Below are 21,857 nucleotides of genomic sequence, written 5' to 3' on the forward strand. Positions count from 1 at the left end.
GACGAGACACCCTGTTTTCCGACAAGGAGAAAACATTGCTCGACGTAACCACTTTCGATGAGCTGCGCATCGGCCTCGCAACGGCCGATGACATCCGTCGCTGGTCGCACGGTGAAGTGAAGAAGCCCGAGACCATCAACTACCGCACCCTGAAGCCCGAGAAGGACGGCCTGTTCGGCGAGCAGATCTTCGGACCCTCTCGCGACTGGGAGTGCTCCTGCGGCAAGTACAAGCGAGTCCGCTTCAAGGGCATCGTCTGCGAGCGCTGCGGCGTCGAGGTCACCAAGTCCTCGGTCCGCCGCGAGCGGATGGGCCACATCGAGCTCGCTGCCCCCGTCACCCACATCTGGTACTTCAAGGGCGTCCCCTCGCGCCTCGGATACCTGCTGGACATGGCGCCGAAGGACCTCGAGAAGGTCATCTACTTCGCGGCGTACATGATCATCGACGTGGACGACGACGGCCGTCACGCCGACATGCCCGGGCTCGAGAACGAGCTCCGGCTCGAGATCAAGACCCTCTCGGACCAGCGCGACTCCCGCATCGCGGACCGCCTGGCGCGCCTGGAGACCGACCTCGCCGCCCTGGAGGCGGAGGGCGCCAAGAGCGACCAGAAGCGCCGCACCAAGGACGGCGCCGAGAAGGAGATGGGCCAGATCCGCAAGTCCTTCGACGAGGACATCGCGCGGCTCGAGAGCGTGTGGGAGCAGTTCCGCACCCTCAAGGTCGGTGACCTCAAGCCCGAGGACGCGGTCTTCAACGAGCTCGTCGACCGGTACGGCGTCTACTTCGAGGCCTACATGGGCGCCGAGGCGATCAAGAAGCGCCTCGAGCAGTTCGACCTCCAGGCCGAGGCCGAGACGCTGCACCTGCAGATCGCCGAGGGCAAGGGTCAGAAGAAGATCCGCGCCATCAAGCGCCTGCGCGTCGTCAACTCGTTCCTCGCCACCGGCAACTCGCCGGCCGCGATGGTCCTCGACGTCGTCCCGGTCATCCCGCCGGAGCTGCGCCCGATGGTGCAGCTCGACGGAGGCCGGTTCGCGACCAGCGACCTGAACGACCTCTACCGTCGCGTGATCAACCGCAACAACCGACTCCGCCGCCTGCTCGACCTCGGTGCGCCCGAGATCATCGTGAACAACGAGAAGCGCATGCTCCAGGAGGCGGTCGACGCCCTCTTCGACAACGGCCGCCGCGGCCGCCCCGTCACCGGAACCGGCAACCGCGCCCTCAAGTCCCTGAGCGACATGCTCAAGGGAAAGCAGGGTCGCTTCCGCCAGAACCTGCTGGGCAAGCGCGTCGACTACTCGGGCCGCTCGGTCATCATCGTCGGCCCGCAGCTCAAGCTGCACCAGTGCGGTCTGCCCAAGCAGATGGCGCTGGAGCTGTTCAAGCCGTTCGTGATCAAGCGCCTGATCGACCTGTCGCACGCGCAGAACATCAAGGCCGCCAAGCGCATGGTGGAGCGCTCGCGCCCGCAGGTGTGGGACGTGCTCGAGGAGATCATCCGCGAGCGCCCCGTCCTGCTGAACCGCGCGCCCACGCTGCACCGTCTCGGCATCCAGGCCTTCGAGCCCCAGCTGGTCGAGGGCAAGGCGATCCAGCTGCACCCGCTCGTCTGCGCCGCGTTCAACGCGGACTTCGACGGCGACCAGATGGCCGTCCACCTGCCGCTGTCCGTCGAGGCCCAGGCCGAGGCGCGCATCCTGATGCTCGCGTCGAACAACATCCTCAAGCCCTCGGACGGCCGTCCGGTCACCCTGCCCACGCAGGACATGATCATCGGCCTCCACCACCTGACGACGATCCGCGAGGGCGCCGCCGGCGAGGGCCGCGCGTTCTCCTCCGTCTCGGAGGCGATCCTCGCGAAGGACCAGGGCTCGCTGCACCTGAACTCGAAGGTCAGGATCCGCATGTCGGACGTGTACTTCGCGCAGGGTCAGGCACCCGAGGGCGTCGAGATCGACGAGAACGGCAAGGTCATCGCGCCGGTCCTCCTTGAGACCACGCTCGGCCGCGCCCTCTTCAACGAGGCGCTGCCGGTCGACTACCCCTACTTCGAGCAGGTCGCCGACAAGACGACCATCTCCGGGATCGTCAACGACCTCGCGGAGCGCTACCCGAAGGTGGAGGTCGCCGCCTCCCTCGACCGGATCAAGGACGCCGGCTTCTACTGGGCCACCCGCTCGGGTGTCACCGTGGCGCTGTCCGACATCCTCACGCCTCCGTCGAAGCCCGAGATCATCGCGGGCTACGAGAAGAAGGCCGCGAAGGTCGAGTCCGAGTACGACAAGGGTCTGACCACTCAGGCCGAGCGCCGCCAGGAGCTCGTGAAGATCTGGACCGAGGCGACCGACGAGGTCGCCAAGGCCATGCGCGCGAACTTCCCGACGGACAACACCATCAACCGCATGGTCACCTCCGGTGCCCGCGGCAACTGGCTGCAGGTGCGCAACATCGCCGGCATGCGAGGCCTGGTGAACAACCCGAAGGGCGAGATCATCGCCCGACCGATCATCTCCTCGTACCGCGAGGGCCTGTCGGTCGCCGAGTACTTCATCGCCACGCACGGTGCCCGCAAGGGCCTGGCCGACACCGCGCTCCGCACCGCGGACTCGGGCTACCTGACGCGTCGACTCGTCGACGTCTCGCAGGACGTCATCATCCGCGAGGAGGACTGCGGCACCTCGAAGGGCCTCGACCTGCCGATCATGCTCCAGGACGCCACCGGCGCCTGGATCAAGGACTCCAACGTCGAGAACTCCGTCTACGCCCGTTCGCTCGCCACCCCGGCGTCGAACGACGCCGGCGAGCTCGTCGCCGAGGCCGGCGAGGACGTGGGCGACGTGCTCATCGAGAAGCTGGTCGGAGCGGGCGTGCGCCACATCAAGGTGCGCTCCGTCCTGACCTGCGAGTCCGCCGTCGGCGTCTGCGCGGCCTGCTACGGCCGCTCGCTCGCCACCGGCAAGCTCGTCGACATCGGAGAGGCCGTCGGCATCATCGCGGCCCAGTCGATCGGCGAGCCCGGCACGCAGCTCACGATGCGCACCTTCCACACCGGTGGATCGGCCTCGGCCGACGACATCACGCAGGGTCTTCCCCGCGTGCAGGAGCTCTTCGAGGCCCGCACCCCCAAGGGCGCGTCGCCGATCGCGGAGGCCGCCGGCCGGATCACCATCGAGGACACCGACCGTGCCCGCCGCGTCATCCTCCAGCCGGACAACGGCGACGAGGCGGTCATCTACCCGGTGCTCAAGCGCTCGCAGCTCCTCATCGAGGACGGCCAGCACGTCGAGCTCGGGCAGCAGCTGCACGTCGGAACGGTCGACCCCAAGGAGGTCCTGCGCGTGCTGGGCGTCCGCGAGGTCCAGAAGCACCTGGTGGGCGGCGTCCAGGGCGTCTACCGCTCGCAGGGTGTGCCGATCCACGACAAGCACATCGAGGTCATCGTGCGTCAGATGCTCCGCAAGGTCACCGTGGTCGACCACGGCGACACGGAGCTGCTGCCGGGCGAGCTCGTCGACCGCTCGCGCTACAGCGAGGTCAACCGTGCGGCTCTGACCGAGGGCAAGCGGACCGCGTCCGCCCGCCAGGAGGTCATGGGCATCACCAAGGCCTCGCTCGCGACCGAGTCGTGGCTGTCGGCCGCGTCCTTCCAGGAGACCACCCGCGTCCTGACGCAGGCGGCCATGGAGGGCAAGCGCGACCCGCTGATGGGCCTGAAGGAGAACGTGATCATCGGAAAGCTGATCCCGGCGGGAACCGGTCTGCCCAAGTACCGGAACGTGTCGGTCGAGGCGACCGAGGAGGCGAAGGCCGAGCGGTACCCCAACCGCATCTTCGCGGACGACGCCGCGTTCAGCGACGCCGACCTCTCGTTCGTCGACTTCGACTCGTTCTCGAGCGACGGCTACGAGCCGGGCAACTACAGCTGATCCAGGTGAGCTGAACGATCGAAGGCCCCGTCGGGACACCGGCGGGGCCTTCGTCGTCCCCGACCCGCGGTCACCCGCACGGGGGGCCGCCCGTTCGCGACGAGCGTCCTCCCCCGCAGGAGCGGGGTGATTGACTCGATGGGTGCTCGTCGGGTCGAGCCTGTACCCGTTCCCCGTCCTGGTCGCGGCACGTGAGGAAACGCGCGGATGAGACTCGTGATCGTCGTGCTGGCCGCACTGCTCGTGGTGGTCGGCGTCGTCGTGGTGCCCGCGGGGCGGGCGGAGGCGGGCGAGGCGGTCGCACCCTCGTCCTGCGGCGTCGCCGAGCTGGCTCCCGTGCTCACGGGCGACGACGTCCGGCCGCGCTCCGCCGCCGCCCTGGTCCCCATCGTGATGCTGCACGGCTGGCTGGGCACGGCGACGCACGACGCCGACCGCACAGGGGCCTTCTCCCATCTCGTCGACATGGTGTCGTCGGAGTCGGCGACCGCTCCGCTCGACGCTCCCGAGCCGTCCCTCCTCGGCCGGCTGCAGCAGATCGACGGCGCCGCGGTCTACACCTTCGACTACCGCCGGCTCGCCGCGCGCTGGGTCACCGACCCGGGGATCAGCGACGCGCTCGCCTCCTCGATCGCCTGCCTCGTCTCCGCGACCGGGCACCGCGCCGTCGTCGTCGCGCACTCGATGGGAGGGCTCGCCGCCCGCCAGGCGCTGAGCGGCTCGGTCGACGGGACCGCCGTCGCCTCGATGGTCTCGTCCGTCCTCACCTTCGGCACCCCGAACACGGGATCCGACGTCGCGGAGCGCCTCGGACGGATGGTCGACGACTCCGGTCAGGTCAGCCCCGCGGTGATCGCAGGACTGGACCCGCAGAGCCGGCTGAGCGTCTCGGCGATGCTCGCCTCCTGCGGGGACGCCGTCTCCGAGGACGCCGAGCACGCGGGGGAGTGCACGGGAGTGCCGATGATCGACGCCCTCGCCTCGGCGGCGGGCAAGGGCCTGCGGACGGGATCGACCGAGCTCGGCTCCCTGCCGCCCTGGCCCGCCGGCGTGCACGTGACGGCGCTGGTGGGTGACATCCAGGTGACCGCCGCCGTGGCGCTCGGCCTCGCCACCGCGCCGGTCGACCTCGGCGACATCATGGTCGCGACCGGATCGGCGACGGCCGGAGTCGACGACTACGTGGTCTCGACCTGCCGCTACACCTACCTCGCCGCGGCGGACGTGCCGTCCCTCGTCGCCGAGCTCTCGCCGTTCGCGCGGCTCGGCGATGCTCTGCGCTTCGCGAAGCTCGTGGTCGACGTCGACGCGAGCCCGTGCCACCACGCGCGGCTGACCCGGAACGTCGACCTCGTCGAGCACGCCACCGGCGTCGTGTCGGACGTCGTCGCGGGCGAGCTGTCCGCTCCGCACGCCTCTCGAGCGCAGACCGCGGCGAGGGCGCTCCCGGCGGCGGAGGAGTCCCGGAGGCGGTCCTCGTGACCGGTCGGCGGACACCGCCGAGGAGACACCATGTCGCGTCAGTTGACGGACGTCTGTCGGGAAGCATACGGTCGGACCGGCCCATGGGGAGGCCGCCTGGGGGACAGGCAGCGCGGCCCGCGCGGCACCCGAGCCGCATGCGCGGGCCGCGCCCGTCTCCGATCTCCTCTCACGTTCCGCGCTCCCTCCGGGTACGCTCGGCTGGACAGCAGATGTCGGAGGCTCCTCCGTGCATCCCGGCGCCGGAGGCCTGATGAGCGACGACCCCCTCGATGCGGAGGAGTCGGCGCGTCCTCCCCGCCTGACCCGCGAGCAGGTCCGCACCCGCCTGCTGGACGCCGCTCTCGCAGTCGTCCGCGCCGAGGGCCTGCGCGTCGGAGTCGCCCACCTGCCCCTCGAGGACGTCATCCGCTCGGCGGGTGTTCCGCGCAGCACCGTGTACCGGATCTGGCCCACCCGCCAGTCGTTCTACGACGAGCTGATCGCCGCGATCCCGGAGAGGGTCCTCGCCACCCGCCTCGACCAGCCGTCCCTGCGGGCCGGGAACTCCCACCTCCACCGCAGCCTCGACCCCGAGCCGACCCCGGCGCAGCGCCGCGAGGCCCTGATCGCCTCCGTCCGGGTCGCCGTCGATGCGAACGTCGACAACGTCTTCTCGTCGCAGCACTGGCGCAACTTCATCGCTCTCGCCGGCGCGGTGGGCTCGCACGAGGAGCCGGCGCGGACCGCCATCGGATCCGCTCTGCGGTCCCGCCAGCTGCACTTCATCGACAACATGGCGAAGTACTACGAGCACACCCTCGCCGAGGCGGGGCTCCGGCTGCGCCCGGACCGCGGCTCCGCCGCTCTCGCCTCCGCCGTCTCGGCACTGATCGAGGGGCTGTGCATCGCGCGGATCGCGGCACCGGAGCTGGTGACCGGCCCGCTCGACCCGGCCGATCCCGAGGGGCCGTCACTGGCGGTGGTGTCGGTGCTGCTGCTGATCGACGGGTTCACCGAACCGGACGAGTGATCCGGGTCGCGGGGTCCGCTCAGTCCTCCGCGACCGGCTCCAGCATCCCGTCGACGATCGAGCGGATCGTCCAGGCCGCCAGGGTCCACTCGACCGGCTCGCCGTCGAGGCCGGGGGCGGTCACCGCAGCGTCGAGGTCGTCGTCGAGGAGCCGGCCGCGGTGCGCGAGCCCGTCGATCACGATCGCGGTGAGGTGGGCGAGCTGGAGCGTCGTGAATCCCGGGCGCATCGTCCCGCCGAAGACCTGCAGGGTCTCCTCGTAGAAGTCGCGCATCCGGCGAGTGAGCATGCCCTCGATCCGCTTCGCCGTGGCGCGCACGGCGTCGCGTGCAGGCCCCTCCTCCATCGAGAAAGTGCAGGCGAGCAGCGCGTTGTACGAGGACCAGTCGGCGGAGCGGCGGAGCGACTCGGCATTGGCCCGCGCGCCGATGCGGATGGTCTCCCAGGCGACCCGGCGGCGGCCGGCGGCCGTGGAGAGCAGATCGGTGGAGCGCTCGTAGACCTCGCGCATCTCCTGCTGGGCCTCGGGATCGGCGCCCTCCGCGTACCGGTCCCGCACGAAGACCTCGCCGACCAGGTCGGCCACGAACTCCTCGCGCGTGCTCCAGATCCGGTAGACGGAGCTGCGCGGCACGCCGGCCAGGCGGATGTACTCCTCCATGGGCAGGTGCGCGAAGCTCACCGTGAGGCCGTGGTCGGAGACGACGTCGCGCGCCGTGGCGATCATGCGGCTGCGCACCTGCTCCGCGGGGATCCTCCGGGCCCGCCGGGAGCCCTCTGCGCTGTCGTCCATGGAGAGGGACACTAGCCGGAGACGGTGCCGCGGGTGGTCCTCCACGCGCTCCGGGAGCCGATCCGGAGCGCTCTGGGGGCGTCCTCCCACTGAGACGGAATGTCCCATCACCTGCACGATGACGTCGCGGACCGCTACGGTGCAGCCGGGGCGGACCCGAACCTGCCCCTGCTAGGGGACCCCCGTGACCGGATTCGATCGGTTCACGCTGGCCGTCGTCGACGGACCAGCGATCGAGCGCGCCGCGCTACAGGCGCTGCTCGCGCAGCTGCTGCCGCAGTTCTCGCACGACGAGGAGGGCGTCGACCGCATCGCGGTCCTCGACCTGGACGGCGTGCCCGGCGAGGAGGTGGCCGACACCCTCGAGCGTGCGGCTACCCGGACCGTCGGCCTCGTCGTGCTCTCCTCCTCCGACTCCCTGGAGCCGGTGCGGGCCGTGCTGCGACGGGAGAGAGCGGCCTACGTCTGGAAGGGCGACGACCCCAGCGAGCTCGCCGCGGCGGTCGTCTCCGTCGCCTCCGGCCGCACCTGGATCTCGGACACCGCCCGCCACCGGCTCGTGCACGGGCGCGAGGAGCGCCGCCCGGTGCTGAGCCCCCAGGAGAGCCGGGTGATGCGCGCCTACGGAGCGGGTGCCGCGGTCCGCACCGTCGCGGTCGACCTCAGCGTCGCCGAGCACACTGTCCGCACCTACATCAAGCGGATCCGCGCCAAGTACCTCGAGACCGGCGTCACTCTCGACTCACGGGTCGACTTCTACCGCCACCTCGGCGACCACGACGTCGCCATCCGCCGCGGCGGAGACCGGGTGCGGGCCGGCGCGCAGCAGGCGGCCGGCGACGTCGTCGGCGAGCGCCGAGCCTGAGGCGAGCAGGATCGCGTTCCCGCCGGTGCGCCCCTCGACGAAGGCCGTCGATCCGACCGCTGCGGTGACCGGGAGCAGCTCCCGGACGACCCCGCGCAGGCGGTCCAGCCTCCGGTGGTCGGCGTCGTCGGCGACGTTGACCGCGAGGAGCCCGTCGGCGCCGACGCGGGCGGCGAGCGGAGCGAGGACGGACGCGCGGTAGAACGCCTCCGGGATCTCGTCCCCGTCGTAGACGTCGAGCACGACGAGGTCGGCGCTCCAGGGCGGCAGGGGCCCTGCGGCGTCGGCCGTGAGGAACCGGACGCGCGCGCCGCGGGGGAGCGGCGCGTGCTCGAGCACGAACTCCACGAGTCCCGCCGCGCTCTCCACCGCGAGCTGCTCGGAGCCCGGCCGGGTCGCGGCGACGTACCGGGCCAGGGCCAGGGCTCCGGCTCCGAGGTGCAGCACGCGCAGCGGCTCGCCGGGCGGGGCGGCGGCGTCGACCACCGCGCCGAGGCGCGCGAGGTACTCGAGGTGCAGAGCCCGGGGATCGCCCGGATCGATCAGCGACTGCTCCGCGCCGTCGACCGTGAGCAGCAGCGCCTCCGGCCGCACGGGATCCGGCCCCAGCACGGCTGTGCGGCCTCCCGGCAGCAGGAGGGACGGAGGCATCCCGTCACGCTAGCGCTCCTCGCGCGATCCGCCCCGCCGCCGCTACGGTGACAGGCATGGCCGCCCTGATCCTGCTCGACGTCGACGGCGTCCTGAACCCCTCCGTCCGCAGCGATCGCGCCTCGGGCTCGCACCGCCTGGAGCTCGAGCCGGAGCGGGCGGCGCTCGTCGCCCGCCTGGCCGCGGTCGGCACGATCGTGTGGGCCACGACCTGGCCGCCGCGCTTGACGCGGGTCCTCGCCCAGGACCTCGGGCTGCCGGCGGGTACGGAGGCGATCGTCTTCGACGGCGGCCTCCCGCGCGACCCGCGGTTCCCGGGCCGGACGGGCAAGCTCCAGCCCGTCGCGGTGTGGCTGGAGGCGGCCGCCGAGCGCGGCGCGATCGACGCCGTGGTGTGGATCGACGACAACCTCCACGAGGACGCCTACGACTGGGCCCGCGAGCAGAGCACCCCCTTCCACCTGGTGCGTCCGGAGTCGGCGGCGGGCCTCACGAGCGACGAGGTCGCCGGTGCCGAGCACTTCCTGGCCGGACTCCCGGCGTCACTCGGCGACATCCGGGAATAGGGCCGCCCCCTCCACTGGTTATCGTCACTCCGGGCGGTTCCGCCGAGCAGCGGTCCGCCCCGGGACGACCCGTCCCCTCGTCGATCCCCGCGCCGCATCCGGCGCAGCGGGACCGCCACGACTCCGTGATGCACCGAAGGACAACACCGTGACCCTCTCCGCCCGCACCTCCCTGCGCGTCCTGCTCGGCACGACCGCCGCCGCCGCCGCCCTGGTCCTCGCCGGCTGCTCGCCCGCCTCGACCGACGACGTGGTCTCCGGCTCGAGCGGCGAGGGCACCGCCTCCGCGAGCTCCGGCCTGACCCTGGCCGAGGTCGAGGACTCGGGGAAGCTCACCATCGGCACCGAGGGCACCTACCCGCCCTTCTCCTTCCACGCCGACGGCGGGACGGGAGCCCTCACCGGCTACGACGTCGACGTGATCACCGCCGTGGCCGAGAAGCTGGGCGTCGAGCCCGACTTCCAGGAGACGCAGTGGGACGCGATGTTCGCGGGCCTGGACGGAGCGCGCTTCGACGTGATCGCGAACCAGGTCTCGATCAACGACGAGCGCGAGGCGAAGTACGACTTCTCGGAGCCGTACTCGGTCAGCCCCGGCGTCGTGATCGTCCCCTCGAGCGACACCTCGATCACCGACCTCGCCGGCCTCTCCGGCAAGACCACCGCGCAGTCGCTCTCGAGCAACTGGTACACCGTCGCGCAGGAGAACGGCGCCGAGGTCGAGGGCGTCGAGGGCTGGGCGCAGGCCATCGCCCTCGTCGAGCAGGGCCGCGTCGACGCGACCGTGAACGACCGCCTCACCTGGCTCGACTGGTCCACGACCTACCCCGACCAGGCCGCGGGCCTCAAGGTCGCCGTCACCACCGACGACACCTCCGAGAGCGCCTTCACCTTCCCGAAGGGCTCGGACGACCTCGTCGAGGCCGTCGACTCCGCCCTCGACGAGCTGCGCGAGGACGGCACCCTCGCCTCCATCTCCGAGCGCTACTTCGGAGCCGACGTCTCCCAGTAGCCCCACCCCGAGACGGCTCCTCCCCTTCCGGGAGGGGCCGTCTCGTGCGTGAGCGGTCCCGACGCGGGGGAGCGGCGGAGCGGCTCAGGCCGCGGGTCCGCCTGCAAGGGCGCCCGCCCCGGCGCGAAGCGTGCCAGCATTCCCGAGGAGGCGGAGACGATCCGCCCCCGACGCCACCACCCGATCGAGCCGACCGCGGATCCTCCCGCGAAGGCGGGAGAACACAATGGACCTCGTCCTCCGGTCGTTCTGGCCGATCCTCTCCGGGGGCATCGTCGGGACGATCCCGCTCGCGCTGGCGAGCTTCGCCATCGGGCTCGTGCTCGCGCTGGCGGTCGCCCTGATGCGGCTCTCGCGGGTGCGGATCCTCTCCTGGATCGCGCGCGCCTACATCTCCGTCATCCGGGGCACGCCGCTCCTGGTGCAGCTGTTCGTGATCTTCTACGGGCTGCCGAGCCTCGGACTGAAGATCGACCCCTGGCCCAGCGCCACCATCGCGTTCGCCCTCAACGTGGGCGGCTACGCGGCGGAGGTGATCCGCGCGGCGATCCTCAGCGTCCCGAAGGGGCAGTGGGAGGCGGCGCACACGATCGGCATGAGCCGCTCGCTCTCGCTGCGGCGCATCATCCTCCCGCAGGCCGCGCGCGTCTCCGTCCCGCCGCTGTCGAACACCTTCATCTCGCTGGTGAAGGACACCTCGCTGGCCTCCCTCATCCTGGTGACCGAGCTCTTCCGGCAGGCGCAGAAGATCGCCACCGCGTCGAGCGAGTTCATGCTCCTCTACCTCGAGGCCGCTCTGATCTACTGGCTCATCTGCCTGGTGCTCTCCAGCGGCCAGGGCCTGCTCGAGAAGCGATTGGACCGCTATGTCGCCCGCTGACACTCCGACCGACGCCCGGCCCGTGCTCAGGGCCCGCGGCCTCCGCAAGTCGTTCGGCGGGGTGGAGGTGCTGCGCGGCATCGACCTGGAGGTCCACCGCGGCGAGGTCGTCGCCCTGATCGGGCCGTCCGGCTCGGGCAAGACCACCGTCCTGCGCTCGCTGAACAGCCTCGAGGTGCCGGACGGCGGGGTGGTCGAGCTCGCCGACGGCAGTGTCCTCGACTTCGACCGCGGCGTCGGACGGAAGGCGCTGACCGGGCTGCGCGACCACTCCGCGATGGTCTTCCAGCACTTCAACCTCTTCCCGCACCTGACCGTCCTCCAGAACGTGACGGAGGGGCCGCTGCGAGTGCAGCGCCGTCCCGCGTCCGAGGTGGTCCCGGAGGCGGAGCGCCTGCTCGAGCGCGTCGGCCTCGGCGGCCGGGGGAGCGCTTACCCCTTCGAGCTCTCCGGCGGTCAGCAGCAGCGCGTGGGCATCGTCCGGGCGCTCGCGCTGCGGCCCGATCTGCTCCTCTTCGACGAGCCCACCTCGGCGCTGGACCCGGAGCTGGTCGGCGACGTGCTCTCGCTGATGCGGGAGCTGGCGGGGGAGGGCTGGACCATGCTCGTCGTGACGCACGAGCTCGAGTTCGCCCGGCAGGTGGCCTCGGAGGTCGTCTTCATGGCCGACGGCGTGGTCGTCGAGCGGGGCGCCCCTGCGCAGATCCTCCGGGAGCCGCGGGAGCCTCGCACCCGGCAGTTCCTGCACCGCCTCCTCCACCCGCTCGAGTAGACGGTCGGCGCTGTCCCCCGTCGACGGGGAGCCGCGCGGCGCACCGGGCGCGGCGGAAGGCGTGCCTATGCTGTCCGGGTGACCTGGAGCAGCGACGCCGAGACCACGCGGATCCCCTCCGCGACCGAGACGTCCGGCGGAACCGGACCCCAGCCGACCCGGGAGTACGTCTGGCCCGAACCCGTGACGGGCCGGCAGCCGACCGTCGAGCCCGTCGCCCCGGCCGTCGCGGCATCAGCCCCCAGCGCCCTCGGGCCGGTCGAGGCCGAGCCCGAGCCGGTCCGGCGCTCCGGCAACCGCCTCGCGGGCCTCGCGCTCGCCCTCCTGACGACCGCGGTCTTCGCCGTCCTGTACCTCGTCGCCCTGACGGCGATCCGCCTCCTCGTCGACCGCGTCGACGGCGACCCGGTCGCCCTCGCGCTCGACGCTGCGCCGACCGCGCTCTTCCTCGCCCCGGTGGCCGCGTTCCTGGTCGGCCTGGCGCTGATCGTGCTGGTCGTGAACCGCGCGGGCTGGTGGGCCTACGTCCTCGGCGGCTTCCTCGTCGCCCTCCTCACGGCCGCGGCCGCGCTGGTCGGCGGCTGGAGCGCCGTCGGACCGCTCGCCCTGCCGATCGACCGCTCCCTCGCGCTCGACTACGTCCGCGATCCCGCAGTCCTCGCGGCGGTCCTCGCCGCCGGCGTCCTCGGCCGGGAGGCGAGCGTCTGGGGCGGCGCCGCGATCGCCGGCCGCGCCCGGGGCGTCAAGCGCCGCAACGCCGAGCGCGAAGCGGCCGCGCAGTCGTGACTCCGGAGGGGCAGGGGCAGGGCCGCGGAGCCGGCCTGGGCTACGGCCTCGCGCTGGCCGGCTTCGCCGCGTTCCTCTACCTCGCCCTGGTCGTCTGCGCGTTCGGGGTCCTCAGCCTCCTGCTGGACCAGGACGTCGTGCCCGAGCGCGACGCCGGCCCGCTGCTGGGGCCGGTGTCGGTGGCGGTCTGCGTCGTCGCCGTGCTGGTCGCGATGGTGACCCTCGCCGCCCGTCCCGCCGTCCACCGCGTCCTCGGCCCGTCGCTGCTGACCGGGGTCGTCGTCTACCTGCTCTTCCTCGTCACGGGCGGAGCGCTCTACGGGCTCGGCCGCCAGGAGCCGGGGGAGATCCTCGGCTGGATCCTCGACCACGCCCCCACTGTCTTCGCGATCGCGACCGGCGTGCTCGCGGCCGCCGTCCAGCTCCTGTTCCTCCTGCTCCTGGCCCGTCGCGACGCCGGCGGCCGCAGCCCCCACTGGGGCTGGGAGGGCGACGAGCGGGAGTGACGGCGGAGTCCCGGCGCGGCTCGTCGCGGCGCTGCGGCATCTCCCAGGGCGAACGCCGCTCGGTTGACCGGCCCCGTCACTCCCCGTAATATTCTTCGGGTGTGCGCTTTGCCGTGCGCTTGTGTCGTGCCTCCGGGTCGATGCGGTCGCCGCACTTCGCTCTACCGGGTCCGCGAGGATCCGCGGGTTCGTCCGATCGGGCGGCCCCCACGGCATACCCCTCACCCTCCCGGTCCCGCTCGCGGGGCCGCGGGGTGCGTCGGGTCCAGATGAACTCGGCCGTTCCCGGAGACGGGAGGGCCGAATGTCGACCATCGATCCGCTGTCACCGTGCAGCATTCAAGGAGCAAAACCAGTGCCAACGATTCAGCAGTTGGTCCGCAAGGGACGCACGCCGAAGGTCACCAAGACCAAGGCGCCCGCCCTGAAGGCCAACCCCCAGCAGCGCGGCGTCTGCACGCGCGTCTACACGACCACGCCCAAGAAGCCGAACTCGGCCCTCCGCAAGGTGGCCCGCGTGAAGCTCTCCAACGGCACCGAGGTCACCGCCTACATCCCCGGCGAGGGCCACAACCTGCAGGAGCACTCGATGGTGCTCGTGCGCGGCGGTCGCGTCAAGGACCTCCCCGGTGTCCGCTACAAGATCGTTCGCGGCGCCCTGGACACCCAGGCCGTCAAGAACCGCAAGCAGGCTCGCAGCCGGTACGGCGCGAAGATGGAGAAGAAGTAATGCCTCGTAAGGGCCCCGCTCCCAAGCGCCCCGTCGTCGCAGACCCCGTCTACGGCGCCCCCATCGTCAGCCAGCTCGTCAACAAGATCCTCCTGGACGGCAAGAAGGGCCTCGCCGAGCGCATCGTCTACGGTGCCCTCGAGGGCGTCGCCGGCAAGAACGGCCAGGACGCGGTCGTCACCCTCAAGAAGGCGCTCGACAACGTCCGCCCGACCCTCGAGGTCCGCAGCCGCCGCGTCGGCGGCTCGACCTACCAGGTCCCGGTCGAGGTCAAGCCCCACCGCGCCAACACCCTCGCGCTCCGCTGGCTCACCAGCTACGCGAAGGCCCGTCGCGAGAAGACGATGACCGAGCGTCTCATGAACGAGATCCTCGACGCGTCGAACGGTCTGGGCGCCGCTGTCAAGCGTCGCGAGGACACCCACAAGATGGCCGAGTCGAACAAGGCCTTCGCGCACTACCGCTGGTAGCGCACCCCGCGGCCGCCCCCGGGCGACCGCGACCACCGGGCCCGCGGCGTCACCGCTGCGGGCCCGGTCCCGGCGGCGGATCGCCCGATCCCCGCGACCGGGCGACCGCCACCACCAGAATCCCAGCCATTCGGCCATGAACCCGGTGCGCTGGCTCCATCACCTATCGGAGGAACTCCGTGGCACAAGATGTGCTCACCGACCTGAACAAGGTCCGCAACATCGGCATCATGGCCCACATCGATGCCGGCAAGACCACCACCACCGAGCGCATCCTGTTCTACACGGGTATCACGCACAAGATCGGCGAGGTCCACGACGGCGCCGCGACGATGGACTGGATGGCGCAGGAGCAGGAGCGCGGCATCACGATCACGTCCGCCGCGACGACCTGCTTCTGGAACAAGAACCAGATCAACATCATCGACACCCCCGGTCACGTCGACTTCACGGTCGAGGTCGAGCGCTCGCTCCGCGTCCTCGACGGCGCCGTCGCCGTCTTCGACGGCAAGGAGGGCGTCGAGCCCCAGTCCGAGACCGTCTGGCGTCAGGCCGACAAGTACGACGTCCCGCGCATCTGCTTCGTCAACAAGATGGACAAGCTCGGCGCCGACTTCTACTACACGGTCGACACGATCATCAAGCGCCTCGGCGCGAAGCCGCTGGTCATCCAGCTGCCCATCGGCGCGGAGTCCTCCTTCGAGGGCGTCGTCGACCTGGTCGAGATGCGCGCGCTCACGTGGCGCGGCGACTCGAAGGGCGACGTCGCGCTCGGCGCGAAGTACGAGATCGAGGAGATCCCGGCCGACCTCGCCGACAAGGCGGCGGAGTACCGCGAGAAGCTCCTCGAGACCGTCGCGGAGACCTCCGACGAGCTGCTCGAGAAGTACTTCGGCGGCGAGGAGCTCACCGTCGCGGAGATCAAGGCCGCCATCCGCAAGATGACCGTCAACTCCGAGATCTACCCGGTGCTCTGCGGCTCGGCGTTCAAGAACCGCGGCGTCCAGCCGATGCTCGACGCTGTCGTGGACTACCTCCCCTCCCCGCTCGACGTCCCCGCCATCGAGGCCCACGACGTCCGCGACGAGGAGAAGGTCATCATGCGCCACGCGGACTCGACCGAGCCCTTCTCGGCGCTCGCGTTCAAGGTCGCCGTGCACCCGTTCTTCGGCCGCCTGACCTACGTCCGCGTCTACTCGGGCAAGCTCGACTCCGGCGCCCAGGTCATCAACTCGACCAAGGGCAAGAAGGAGCGCATCGGCAAGATCTTCCAGATGCACTCCAACAAGGAGAACCCGGTCGACTCGGTCACCGCCGGCCACATCTACGCCGTCATCGGCCTCAAGGACACCACCACCGGTGACACCCTGAGCGACCCGGCCGCGCAGGTCGTGCTCGAGTCGATGACCTTCCCGGAGCCCGTCATCGAGGTCGCCATCGAGCCCAAGACGAAGGCGGACCAGGAGAAGCTCGGCACCGCGATCCAGAAGCTCGCGGAGGAGGACCCCACCTTCCGCACCGAGCAGAACCAGGAGACCGGTCAGACGGTCATCAAGGGAATGGGCGAGCTGCACCTCGACATCCTGGTCGACCGCATGAAGCGCGAGTTCAACGTCGAGGCCAACGTGGGCAAGCCCCAGGTCGCGTACCGAGAGACGATCCGCCGCACGGTCGAGAAGTACGACTACACCCACAAGAAGCAGACGGGTGGCTCCGGCCAGTTCGCGAAGGTCCAGATCACCATCGAGCCGATGGAGGTCGAGGCCGACAAGACCTACGAGTTCGTCAACGGCGTCACCGGTGGCCGCGTCCCGCGCGAGTACATCCCCTCCGTCGACGCGGGCATCCGCGACGCCATGCAGGTCGGCGTGCTCGCCGGCTACCCCATGGTCGGCGTGAAGGCGACCCTGGTCGACGGAGCGGCGCATGACGTCGACTCCTCCGAGATGGCGTTCAAGATCGCCGGCTCGATCGCGTTCAAGGAGGCCTCGCGCAAGGCGCAGCCGGTCCTCCTCGAGCCGCTCATGGCCGTCGAGGTCCGTACTCCCGAGGAGTACATGGGCGACGTCATCGGCGACATCAACTCGCGTCGCGGGATGATCCAGTCGATGGAGGACGCCACCGGCATCAAGGTCATCCGGGCCAACGTCCCGCTGTCCGAGATGTTCGGCTACATCGGAGACCTGCGCTCGAAGACCTCGGGCCGCGCCGTCTACTCGATGACGTTCGAGACCTACGCCGAGGTCCCCAAGGCCGTGGCCGAGGAGATCGTCCAGAAGAACAAGGGCGAGTAGCTCCGCCCCTGGGCCGTCGCCGTTCCCCGGAACGGCGGCGGCCTGGTAGTGTCGTGCGGGTTTGCTGCCGAGTGCAGCGCGCCCCCTGTCGCAGCGGGACGGCCGCACGACCACTGCCGGTAACATACGTACACAAAACCCCCGCAAGTCCTCCTGTCCTCGTGCCGCCCCGTGCGGCCGCCCGGATGCGGATGCTTGCACCTAAGTCCTGAGGAGGACCCACAGTGGCTAAGGCCAAGTTCGAGCGGACCAAGCCGCACGTCAACATCGGAACCATCGGTCACGTCGACCACGGAAAGACCACGCTCACCGCGGCGATCTCGAAGGTTCTGGCGGACAAGTTCCCGTCCGCGACCAACGTCCAGCGTGACTTCGCGTCGATCGACTCCGCTCCCGAGGAGCGCCAGCGCGGCATCACGATCAACATCTCGCACGTCGAGTACGAGACGCCGAAGCGCCACTACGCGCACGTCGACGCCCCGGGTCACGCCGACTACATCAAGAACATGATCACCGGCGCGGCCCAGATGGACGGCGCGATCCTCGTGGTCGCCGCCACCGACGGCCCGATGGCTCAGACCCGTGAGCACGTCCTCCTCGCCAAGCAGGTCGGCGTCCCCTACCTCCTCGTCGCGCTGAACAAGGCCGACATGGTGGACGACGAGGAGATCCTGGAGCTCGTCGAGCTCGAGGTCCGCGAGCTCCTCTCGTCGCAGGGCTTCCCCGGCGACGACGCCCCCGTCGTGCGCGTCTCCGGCCTCAAGGCCCTCGAGGGCGACGACACCTGGACCCAGTCGATCCTCGACCTGATGGACGCGGTCGACGAGTCCATCCCGGACCCGGTGCGCGACAAGGACAAGCCGTTCCTCATGCCGATCGAGGACGTCTTCACGATCACCGGTCGTGGAACCGTCGTCACCGGCCGTGCGGAGCGTGGAACCCTCGCTCTGAACTCCGAGGTCGAGATCGTCGGCATTCGCCCGACGCAGAAGACCACGGTCACCGGAATCGAGATGTTCCACAAGCAGCTCGACGAGGCCTGGGCCGGCGAGAACTGCGGTCTGCTCCTCCGCGGCACCAAGCGCGAGGACGTCGAGCGCGGCCAGGTCGTCGTCAAGCCGGGTTCGGTCACGCCGCACACGGACTTCGAGGGCACCGCGTACATCCTGTCCAAGGATGAGGGTGGGCGTCACAACCCGTTCTACGCGAACTACCGTCCGCAGTTCTACTTCCGCACCACCGACGTCACCGGCGTCATCACGCTGCCCGAGGGCACCGAGATGGTCATGCCCGGCGACACCACCGACATGACGGTCGCGCTGATCCAGCCGATCGCCATGGAGGAGGGCCTCGGCTTCGCCATCCGTGAGGGTGGACGCACCGTGGGTGCCGGTACGGTCACCAAGATCATCAAGTAGGTCCGTCCTACTGATCTCTCGAGAGGGGTCGTCCGCTTCGGCGGGCGGCCCCTCTCGTCGTTCCCGGGGACGCCCGGCTAGCGTGGCGGCATGCCCTTCGTGAAGAGCGACCCCCGTGCCCTCCCGCAGTTCTTCGAGTGGGAGGCGGCCGGCCTGGACTGGCTGCGCGAGGCGGACGGCGGTGCGCGCTGTGTCGGGGTGGAGAGGGTGTCGCCCGGGCGCATCGAGCTGGAGGAGATCCGCTCCGTGCGTCCCTCGGCCGAGTCGGCTCGGGCTCTCGGCGCCGCGCTCGCCCGGACGCACGACGCCGGAGCCGCGGCGTTCGGAGCGCCGCCCCCGGGATGGACCGGCCCCGCGTACATCGGCCGCCGCGGGATGCCGTGCCGCCCGGACGACTCGTGGGGGCGCTTCTACGCGGAGCAGCGGGTGCGGCCGTTCCTCGGCCCCGCCGTGGAGGCGGGCAACCTCACGGCAGCCGAGTCGCGGCTCGTCGAGCAGGCTCTGGGCCGGGTGGCGGCCGGAGCCGTCGACGACGGTGCGGGGCCCGCCCGGATCCACGGGGACCTCTGGACCGGCAACGTGCTCTGGACGGCGGACGGCGCCGTCCTGATCGACCCCGCCGCTCACGGGGGACACCGCGAGACCGATCTGGCGATGCTGGCCCTCTTCGGTGCTTCGCACCTCGACGCCGTCCTCAAGGGCTACCGCGAGCAGCATCCGCTGGGGGCCGGCTACGAGGAGCGGGTGCCGCTCCACCAGCTGCACCCGCTCGCCGTCCACGCCGCCGGTCACGGTCCCTCCTACGGCCGCGCCCTGGCAGACGCGGCGGAGCAGGTGATCGCACTGGCCGGCTGACCGGCGCGCCCGCACCGTTCCCCCAGCCGGGAGCGCCACACTGAGGCACGCGCCGCCCTGTGCGCGTTTACAAGGAGGCATCATCGTGGATCTCGGGAAGCTCGGACGCCAGGCCGGCGAACTGCTCAACAGCCGGAAGGCCCAGGACGCGCTGCGGAGCGAGAAGGCCGAGCAGGTCTCCGACCAGACCCTCGAGAAGGCGGGCGAGATCGCCAGCCGCCTCACCAACGGCAAGTACGACGACCGCATCGAGGACCTGAAGCGCCAGGCCGACAAGCGGATCGGCAACGAGTAGCGGCTGCCGTCCGACTGCTCCTCCCTGCCGTCAAGCGGGTGCGGGCCTCGGATCCGCCGTCCTATCGTCGGATCGATGGCTGACACTCGCGCGCAACGACTCCGCAGGACCGATTCGAGCGGGCGCGGCTACACCCGGGTGCGCGCGGGCTCCGGCTTCAGCTACCGCGACCCGAAGGGCGCGACCGTCGCCGACAAGGAGCTGCGCGCGCGGTTCGACCATCTCGGCATCCCGCTGGCCTGGGCGGACGTCTGGATCGCCCCGTATCCCAACGGGCACATCCAGGCCACCGGCGTCGACTCCGCCGGCCGCCGCCAGTACATCTACCATCCGACCTGGCGCGAGCAGAAGGACCGGATCAAGTTCGACCGGGCGCTGCGGCTCGCGGAGGCCCTGCCCGGGGCGCGCCGGGCCGTGACCATCGCCCTCCGCTCGGGCGGACCCAGCCGCGAGCGCGCGCTGGCCACCGCCTTCCGGATGCTCGACACCGGATCGCTCCGCGTCGGCAGCGAGAGGTACGCGAAGGAGCACGGCAGCATCGGCCTCTCGACGCTCCTGTGCGCGCACGCCACGACCCACGGGGACCGGGTCGCCCTCGCCTTCCCCGGGAAGAGCCATCAGGCGTGGACGAGCGAGATCCTCGACCACGACCTCTCGCGCGTCGTCCGTGCTCTCAAGCGTCGCGGGCCGAACGCCCGCCTGCTCGCCTGGAAGGACGGGCGGGAGTGGCGGCCGATCTCGGCGCCCGAGATCAACGACTACGTGCGCGAGCGCGCCGGCGACGACTTCACGGCGAAGGACTTCCGCACTCTGCACGGCACGGTCGCGGCCGCGCTGAGCCTGGCGAAGTCGGGCCCGCAGGCCACGCAGCGCGCTCGGAACTCCGCGATCGCCCAGGCGATGCGCGACGCCTCGGACGTGCTCGGGAACACGCCGACGGTCGCCCGCGCCAGCTACGTCGACCCGCGGCTGCTCGACCACTTCCGCGCCGGCGAGACCATCGACGCGTCGCGCCCCGCGTCGGCCGAGACCGCCGTCCGGGCGCTGCTCTTCGAGTAGCGGGGGAGGCGCTCCGACCCGCGCTGCTGCTCGGAGCGACCGGCTCCCCAGGGCCGTCACGACGTGCTCGCGGAGGAGCCCTCCGGCGCGACACGCCCGGGTTGCAGGGGTGGGGCATCTGTGGGAGACTCTTCTAGTTCAAAATTTCCTCTCGGGCGGCGTGCTGCTCGGAGGGGGACACTGCCAGGCAGTGCCGAGACGGCATCGCGGAGGCTCGACCCGAGAGGGCGGCCGCGCGGGTGCGACGTCGAGGCGGCGGGTAGCAGAACGACAACAACCGACATCTCAACGGGTTCTCCGTGCGTCGTGCGTTCTGCACGCCGATCGGAGCGCTCCGAGGGTGCGGTGCTTTTGACAGAAGAACACTGGTTGCACTTTTCCGGGTCACCGGAGTTCCTTCGCGAGCGCGTCCAATGCGAGACGAGTCCGGCTCCGGCCGGGGGAGTCGCGTACGACGCAATAACAAGAGAGTGAGAGATCACACATGGCGGGACAGAAGATCCGCATCCGACTGAAGTCGTACGACCACGAGGTCATCGACACGTCGGCGCGCAAGATCGTCGACACGGTCACCCGTGCCGGTGCAACGGTGGTCGGCCCCGTGCCGCTGCCGACCGAGAAGAACGTGGTCTGCGTGATCCGTTCTCCCCACAAGTACAAGGACAGCCGCGAGCACTTCGAGATGCGCACCCACAAGCGCCTCATCGACATCATCGACCCGACGCCCAAGGCCGTCGACTCGCTCATGCGCCTCGACCTGCCGGCCGACGTCAACATCGAGATCAAGCTCTAAGGAGGAGTGCCACCATGTCTGTCACTGTTTCCCCCACGCTGAAGACCAGCAAGGGCCTCCTCGGCACCAAGCTCGGAATGACCCAGGTCTGGGACGAGAACAACAAGCTCGTGCCGGTCACCGTCATCGAGATCAGCCCCAACGTCGTGACCCAGGTCCGCACGGAGGAGAAGGACGGCTACACCGCCGTCCAGCTCGCCGCCGGTGCGATCGACCCGCGCAAGGTGAACAAGCCCGCCGCCGGTCACTTCGACGCCGCGGGCGTCACCCCCCGCCGCCACCTCACCGAGGTCCGCACCTCCGACGCCGCCGATTACTCGGCAGGCCAGGAGCTGACCGTGGACGCCGTCTTCGAGGCCGGCACCAAGGTCGACGTCGTCGGCACCAGCAAGGGCAAGGGCTTCGCCGGTGTCATGAAGCGCCACAACTTCAAGGGCGTCTCGGCTTCGCACGGTTCGCACCGCAACCACCGCAAGCCCGGCTCCATCGGCGCCTCCTCGACCCCCAGCCGTGTCTTCAAGGGCATGCGCATGGCCGGTCGCATGGGTGGCGAGCGCGTCACCGTGCTCAACCTCAAGGTGCACTCCGTCGACGCCGAGAAGGGCCTGCTGCTCGTCAAGGGCGCCGTCCCCGGTGCCCGCGGTCGCCTCGTGTTCGTTCGCAACGCCGTGAAGGGAGCGTAG

Annotated in this window: 20 protein-coding genes; 19 read left to right on the plus strand and 1 reads right to left on the minus strand. The window is 70.7% G+C overall.

Features of this window, described 5'->3' with window-relative positions; translation table 11 throughout:
* The first annotated feature begins 35 nt into the window (after window positions 1–35).
* From C5B98_RS12190 to C5B98_RS12200, 3 genes are all read left to right on the plus strand, one after another.
* Complete coding sequence (locus C5B98_RS12190) at window positions 36–3,935, plus strand: DNA-directed RNA polymerase subunit beta' (protein ID WP_104327873.1); 3,900 nt, start codon at window positions 36–38, stop codon at window positions 3,933–3,935.
* Between the two features lie 207 nt (window positions 3,936–4,142).
* Window positions 4,143–5,417: a triacylglycerol lipase gene (locus tag C5B98_RS12195; RefSeq protein ID WP_104250883.1), complete on the plus strand. Its 1,275-nt coding sequence runs from the start codon at window positions 4,143–4,145 to the stop codon at window positions 5,415–5,417.
* Between the two features lie 253 nt (window positions 5,418–5,670).
* Window positions 5,671–6,429: a TetR/AcrR family transcriptional regulator gene (locus C5B98_RS12200; protein ID WP_104324480.1), complete on the plus strand. Its 759-nt coding sequence runs from the start codon at window positions 5,671–5,673 to the stop codon at window positions 6,427–6,429.
* 19 nt (window positions 6,430–6,448) lie between these two features.
* Here the strand turns inward: C5B98_RS12200 and C5B98_RS12205 are convergent, their stop codons facing one another.
* Window positions 6,449–7,222 carry a hypothetical protein gene (locus C5B98_RS12205; protein WP_146076958.1) on the minus strand — a complete coding sequence of 258 codons (774 nt, stop codon included), beginning with the start codon at window positions 7,220–7,222 and terminating at the stop codon, window positions 6,449–6,451.
* A gap of 184 nt (window positions 7,223–7,406) precedes the next feature.
* On the opposite strand from C5B98_RS12205, the gene C5B98_RS12210 reads away from it, so the two are divergent.
* The 16 genes from C5B98_RS12210 to rplC all read left to right on the plus strand — a co-directional run bounded on the left by C5B98_RS12210 (window position 7,407) and on the right by rplC (window position 21,857).
* On the plus strand, window positions 7,407–8,087 hold the full coding sequence (locus tag C5B98_RS12210) for a LuxR C-terminal-related transcriptional regulator (RefSeq protein ID WP_104224576.1): 681 nt from the start codon (window positions 7,407–7,409) through the stop codon (window positions 8,085–8,087).
* Window positions 8,088–8,794: 707 nt separating this feature from the next.
* Complete coding sequence (locus tag C5B98_RS12215; protein ID WP_104327874.1) at window positions 8,795–9,304, plus strand: HAD domain-containing protein; 510 nt, start codon at window positions 8,795–8,797, stop codon at window positions 9,302–9,304.
* A 148-nt stretch (window positions 9,305–9,452) separates the two neighbouring features.
* The gene (locus C5B98_RS12220; protein WP_374953063.1) at window positions 9,453–10,316 is read left to right on the plus strand and encodes an amino acid ABC transporter substrate-binding protein; all 864 of its coding nucleotides are present in this window, start codon (window positions 9,453–9,455) and stop codon (window positions 10,314–10,316) included.
* 226 nt (window positions 10,317–10,542) lie between these two features.
* The gene (locus C5B98_RS12225) at window positions 10,543–11,196 is read left to right on the plus strand and encodes an amino acid ABC transporter permease (protein WP_104224574.1); all 654 of its coding nucleotides are present in this window, start codon (window positions 10,543–10,545) and stop codon (window positions 11,194–11,196) included.
* Window positions 11,183–11,968, plus strand: a complete 786-nt coding sequence (locus C5B98_RS12230) for an amino acid ABC transporter ATP-binding protein (protein WP_104324482.1) — start codon at window positions 11,183–11,185, stop codon at window positions 11,966–11,968. Before C5B98_RS12225 ends, C5B98_RS12230 begins: the two co-directional genes overlap by 14 nt.
* Before the next feature lie 78 nt (window positions 11,969–12,046).
* Window positions 12,047–12,754 carry a hypothetical protein gene (locus tag C5B98_RS12235; RefSeq protein ID WP_104327875.1) on the plus strand — a complete coding sequence of 236 codons (708 nt, stop codon included), beginning with the start codon at window positions 12,047–12,049 and terminating at the stop codon, window positions 12,752–12,754.
* Window positions 12,751–13,260, plus strand: a complete 510-nt coding sequence (locus C5B98_RS12240; RefSeq protein WP_104247596.1) for a DUF6121 family protein — start codon at window positions 12,751–12,753, stop codon at window positions 13,258–13,260. The genes C5B98_RS12235 and C5B98_RS12240 overlap by 4 nt, the downstream gene beginning before the upstream one ends.
* 355 nt (window positions 13,261–13,615) lie before the next feature.
* Window positions 13,616–13,990 carry a 30S ribosomal protein S12 gene (gene rpsL, locus C5B98_RS12245; RefSeq protein ID WP_011186743.1) on the plus strand — a complete coding sequence of 125 codons (375 nt, stop codon included), beginning with the start codon at window positions 13,616–13,618 and terminating at the stop codon, window positions 13,988–13,990.
* Window positions 13,990–14,460, plus strand: a complete 471-nt coding sequence (rpsG, locus tag C5B98_RS12250) for a 30S ribosomal protein S7 (protein WP_068251443.1) — start codon at window positions 13,990–13,992, stop codon at window positions 14,458–14,460. The genes rpsL and rpsG overlap by 1 nt, the downstream gene beginning before the upstream one ends.
* Before the next feature lie 179 nt (window positions 14,461–14,639).
* Window positions 14,640–16,754, plus strand: coding sequence for an elongation factor G (fusA, locus tag C5B98_RS12255; protein ID WP_104247597.1), 2,115 nt, complete (start codon window positions 14,640–14,642; stop codon window positions 16,752–16,754).
* A gap of 224 nt (window positions 16,755–16,978) precedes the next feature.
* Window positions 16,979–18,172 carry an elongation factor Tu gene (tuf, locus tag C5B98_RS12260; RefSeq protein ID WP_104224570.1) on the plus strand — a complete coding sequence of 398 codons (1,194 nt, stop codon included), beginning with the start codon at window positions 16,979–16,981 and terminating at the stop codon, window positions 18,170–18,172.
* Window positions 18,173–18,262: 90 nt separating this feature from the next.
* Window positions 18,263–19,027, plus strand: coding sequence for a fructosamine kinase family protein (locus C5B98_RS12265; RefSeq protein ID WP_104327876.1), 765 nt, complete (start codon window positions 18,263–18,265; stop codon window positions 19,025–19,027).
* An 85-nt stretch (window positions 19,028–19,112) separates the two neighbouring features.
* On the plus strand, window positions 19,113–19,322 hold the full coding sequence (locus tag C5B98_RS12270; RefSeq protein ID WP_159939075.1) for an antitoxin: 210 nt from the start codon (window positions 19,113–19,115) through the stop codon (window positions 19,320–19,322).
* Between the two features lie 75 nt (window positions 19,323–19,397).
* Entirely contained in the window at window positions 19,398–20,381 is a 984-nt protein-coding gene (locus C5B98_RS12275) for a DNA topoisomerase IB (RefSeq protein ID WP_104327877.1), read from the plus strand.
* A gap of 484 nt (window positions 20,382–20,865) precedes the next feature.
* Window positions 20,866–21,174, plus strand: a complete 309-nt coding sequence (gene rpsJ / locus C5B98_RS12280) for a 30S ribosomal protein S10 (RefSeq protein WP_005050520.1) — start codon at window positions 20,866–20,868, stop codon at window positions 21,172–21,174.
* A 14-nt stretch (window positions 21,175–21,188) separates the two neighbouring features.
* Complete coding sequence (gene rplC, locus C5B98_RS12285) at window positions 21,189–21,857, plus strand: 50S ribosomal protein L3 (protein ID WP_104224566.1); 669 nt, start codon at window positions 21,189–21,191, stop codon at window positions 21,855–21,857.

The organism is Rathayibacter sp. AY1A5 (genome assembly GCF_002930875.1).
Taxonomy (GTDB): Bacteria; Actinomycetota; Actinomycetes; order Actinomycetales; family Microbacteriaceae; genus Rathayibacter.

Excerpts from the sequence above, each read along its gene's own strand:
- C5B98_RS12195 (WP_104250883.1), top strand. The coding sequence starts at position 4,143 with ATGAGACTCGTGATCGTCGTGCTGGCCGCACTGCTCGTGGTGGTCGGC.
- C5B98_RS12200 (WP_104324480.1), top strand. The coding sequence starts at position 5,671 with ATGAGCGACGACCCCCTCGATGCGGAGGAGTCGGCGCGTCCTCCCCGC.
- C5B98_RS12205 (WP_146076958.1), bottom strand. The coding sequence starts at position 7,222 with ATGGACGACAGCGCAGAGGGCTCCCGGCGGGCCCGGAGGATCCCCGCG.
- C5B98_RS12215 (WP_104327874.1), top strand. The coding sequence starts at position 8,795 with ATGGCCGCCCTGATCCTGCTCGACGTCGACGGCGTCCTGAACCCCTCC.
- C5B98_RS12225 (WP_104224574.1), top strand. The coding sequence starts at position 10,543 with ATGGACCTCGTCCTCCGGTCGTTCTGGCCGATCCTCTCCGGGGGCATC.
- C5B98_RS12230 (WP_104324482.1), top strand. The coding sequence starts at position 11,183 with ATGTCGCCCGCTGACACTCCGACCGACGCCCGGCCCGTGCTCAGGGCC.
- rpsG (WP_068251443.1), top strand. The coding sequence starts at position 13,990 with ATGCCTCGTAAGGGCCCCGCTCCCAAGCGCCCCGTCGTCGCAGACCCC.
- C5B98_RS12265 (WP_104327876.1), top strand. The coding sequence starts at position 18,263 with ATGCCCTTCGTGAAGAGCGACCCCCGTGCCCTCCCGCAGTTCTTCGAG.
- C5B98_RS12275 (WP_104327877.1), top strand. The coding sequence starts at position 19,398 with ATGGCTGACACTCGCGCGCAACGACTCCGCAGGACCGATTCGAGCGGG.
- rpsJ (WP_005050520.1), top strand. The coding sequence starts at position 20,866 with ATGGCGGGACAGAAGATCCGCATCCGACTGAAGTCGTACGACCACGAG.
- rplC (WP_104224566.1), top strand. The coding sequence starts at position 21,189 with ATGTCTGTCACTGTTTCCCCCACGCTGAAGACCAGCAAGGGCCTCCTC.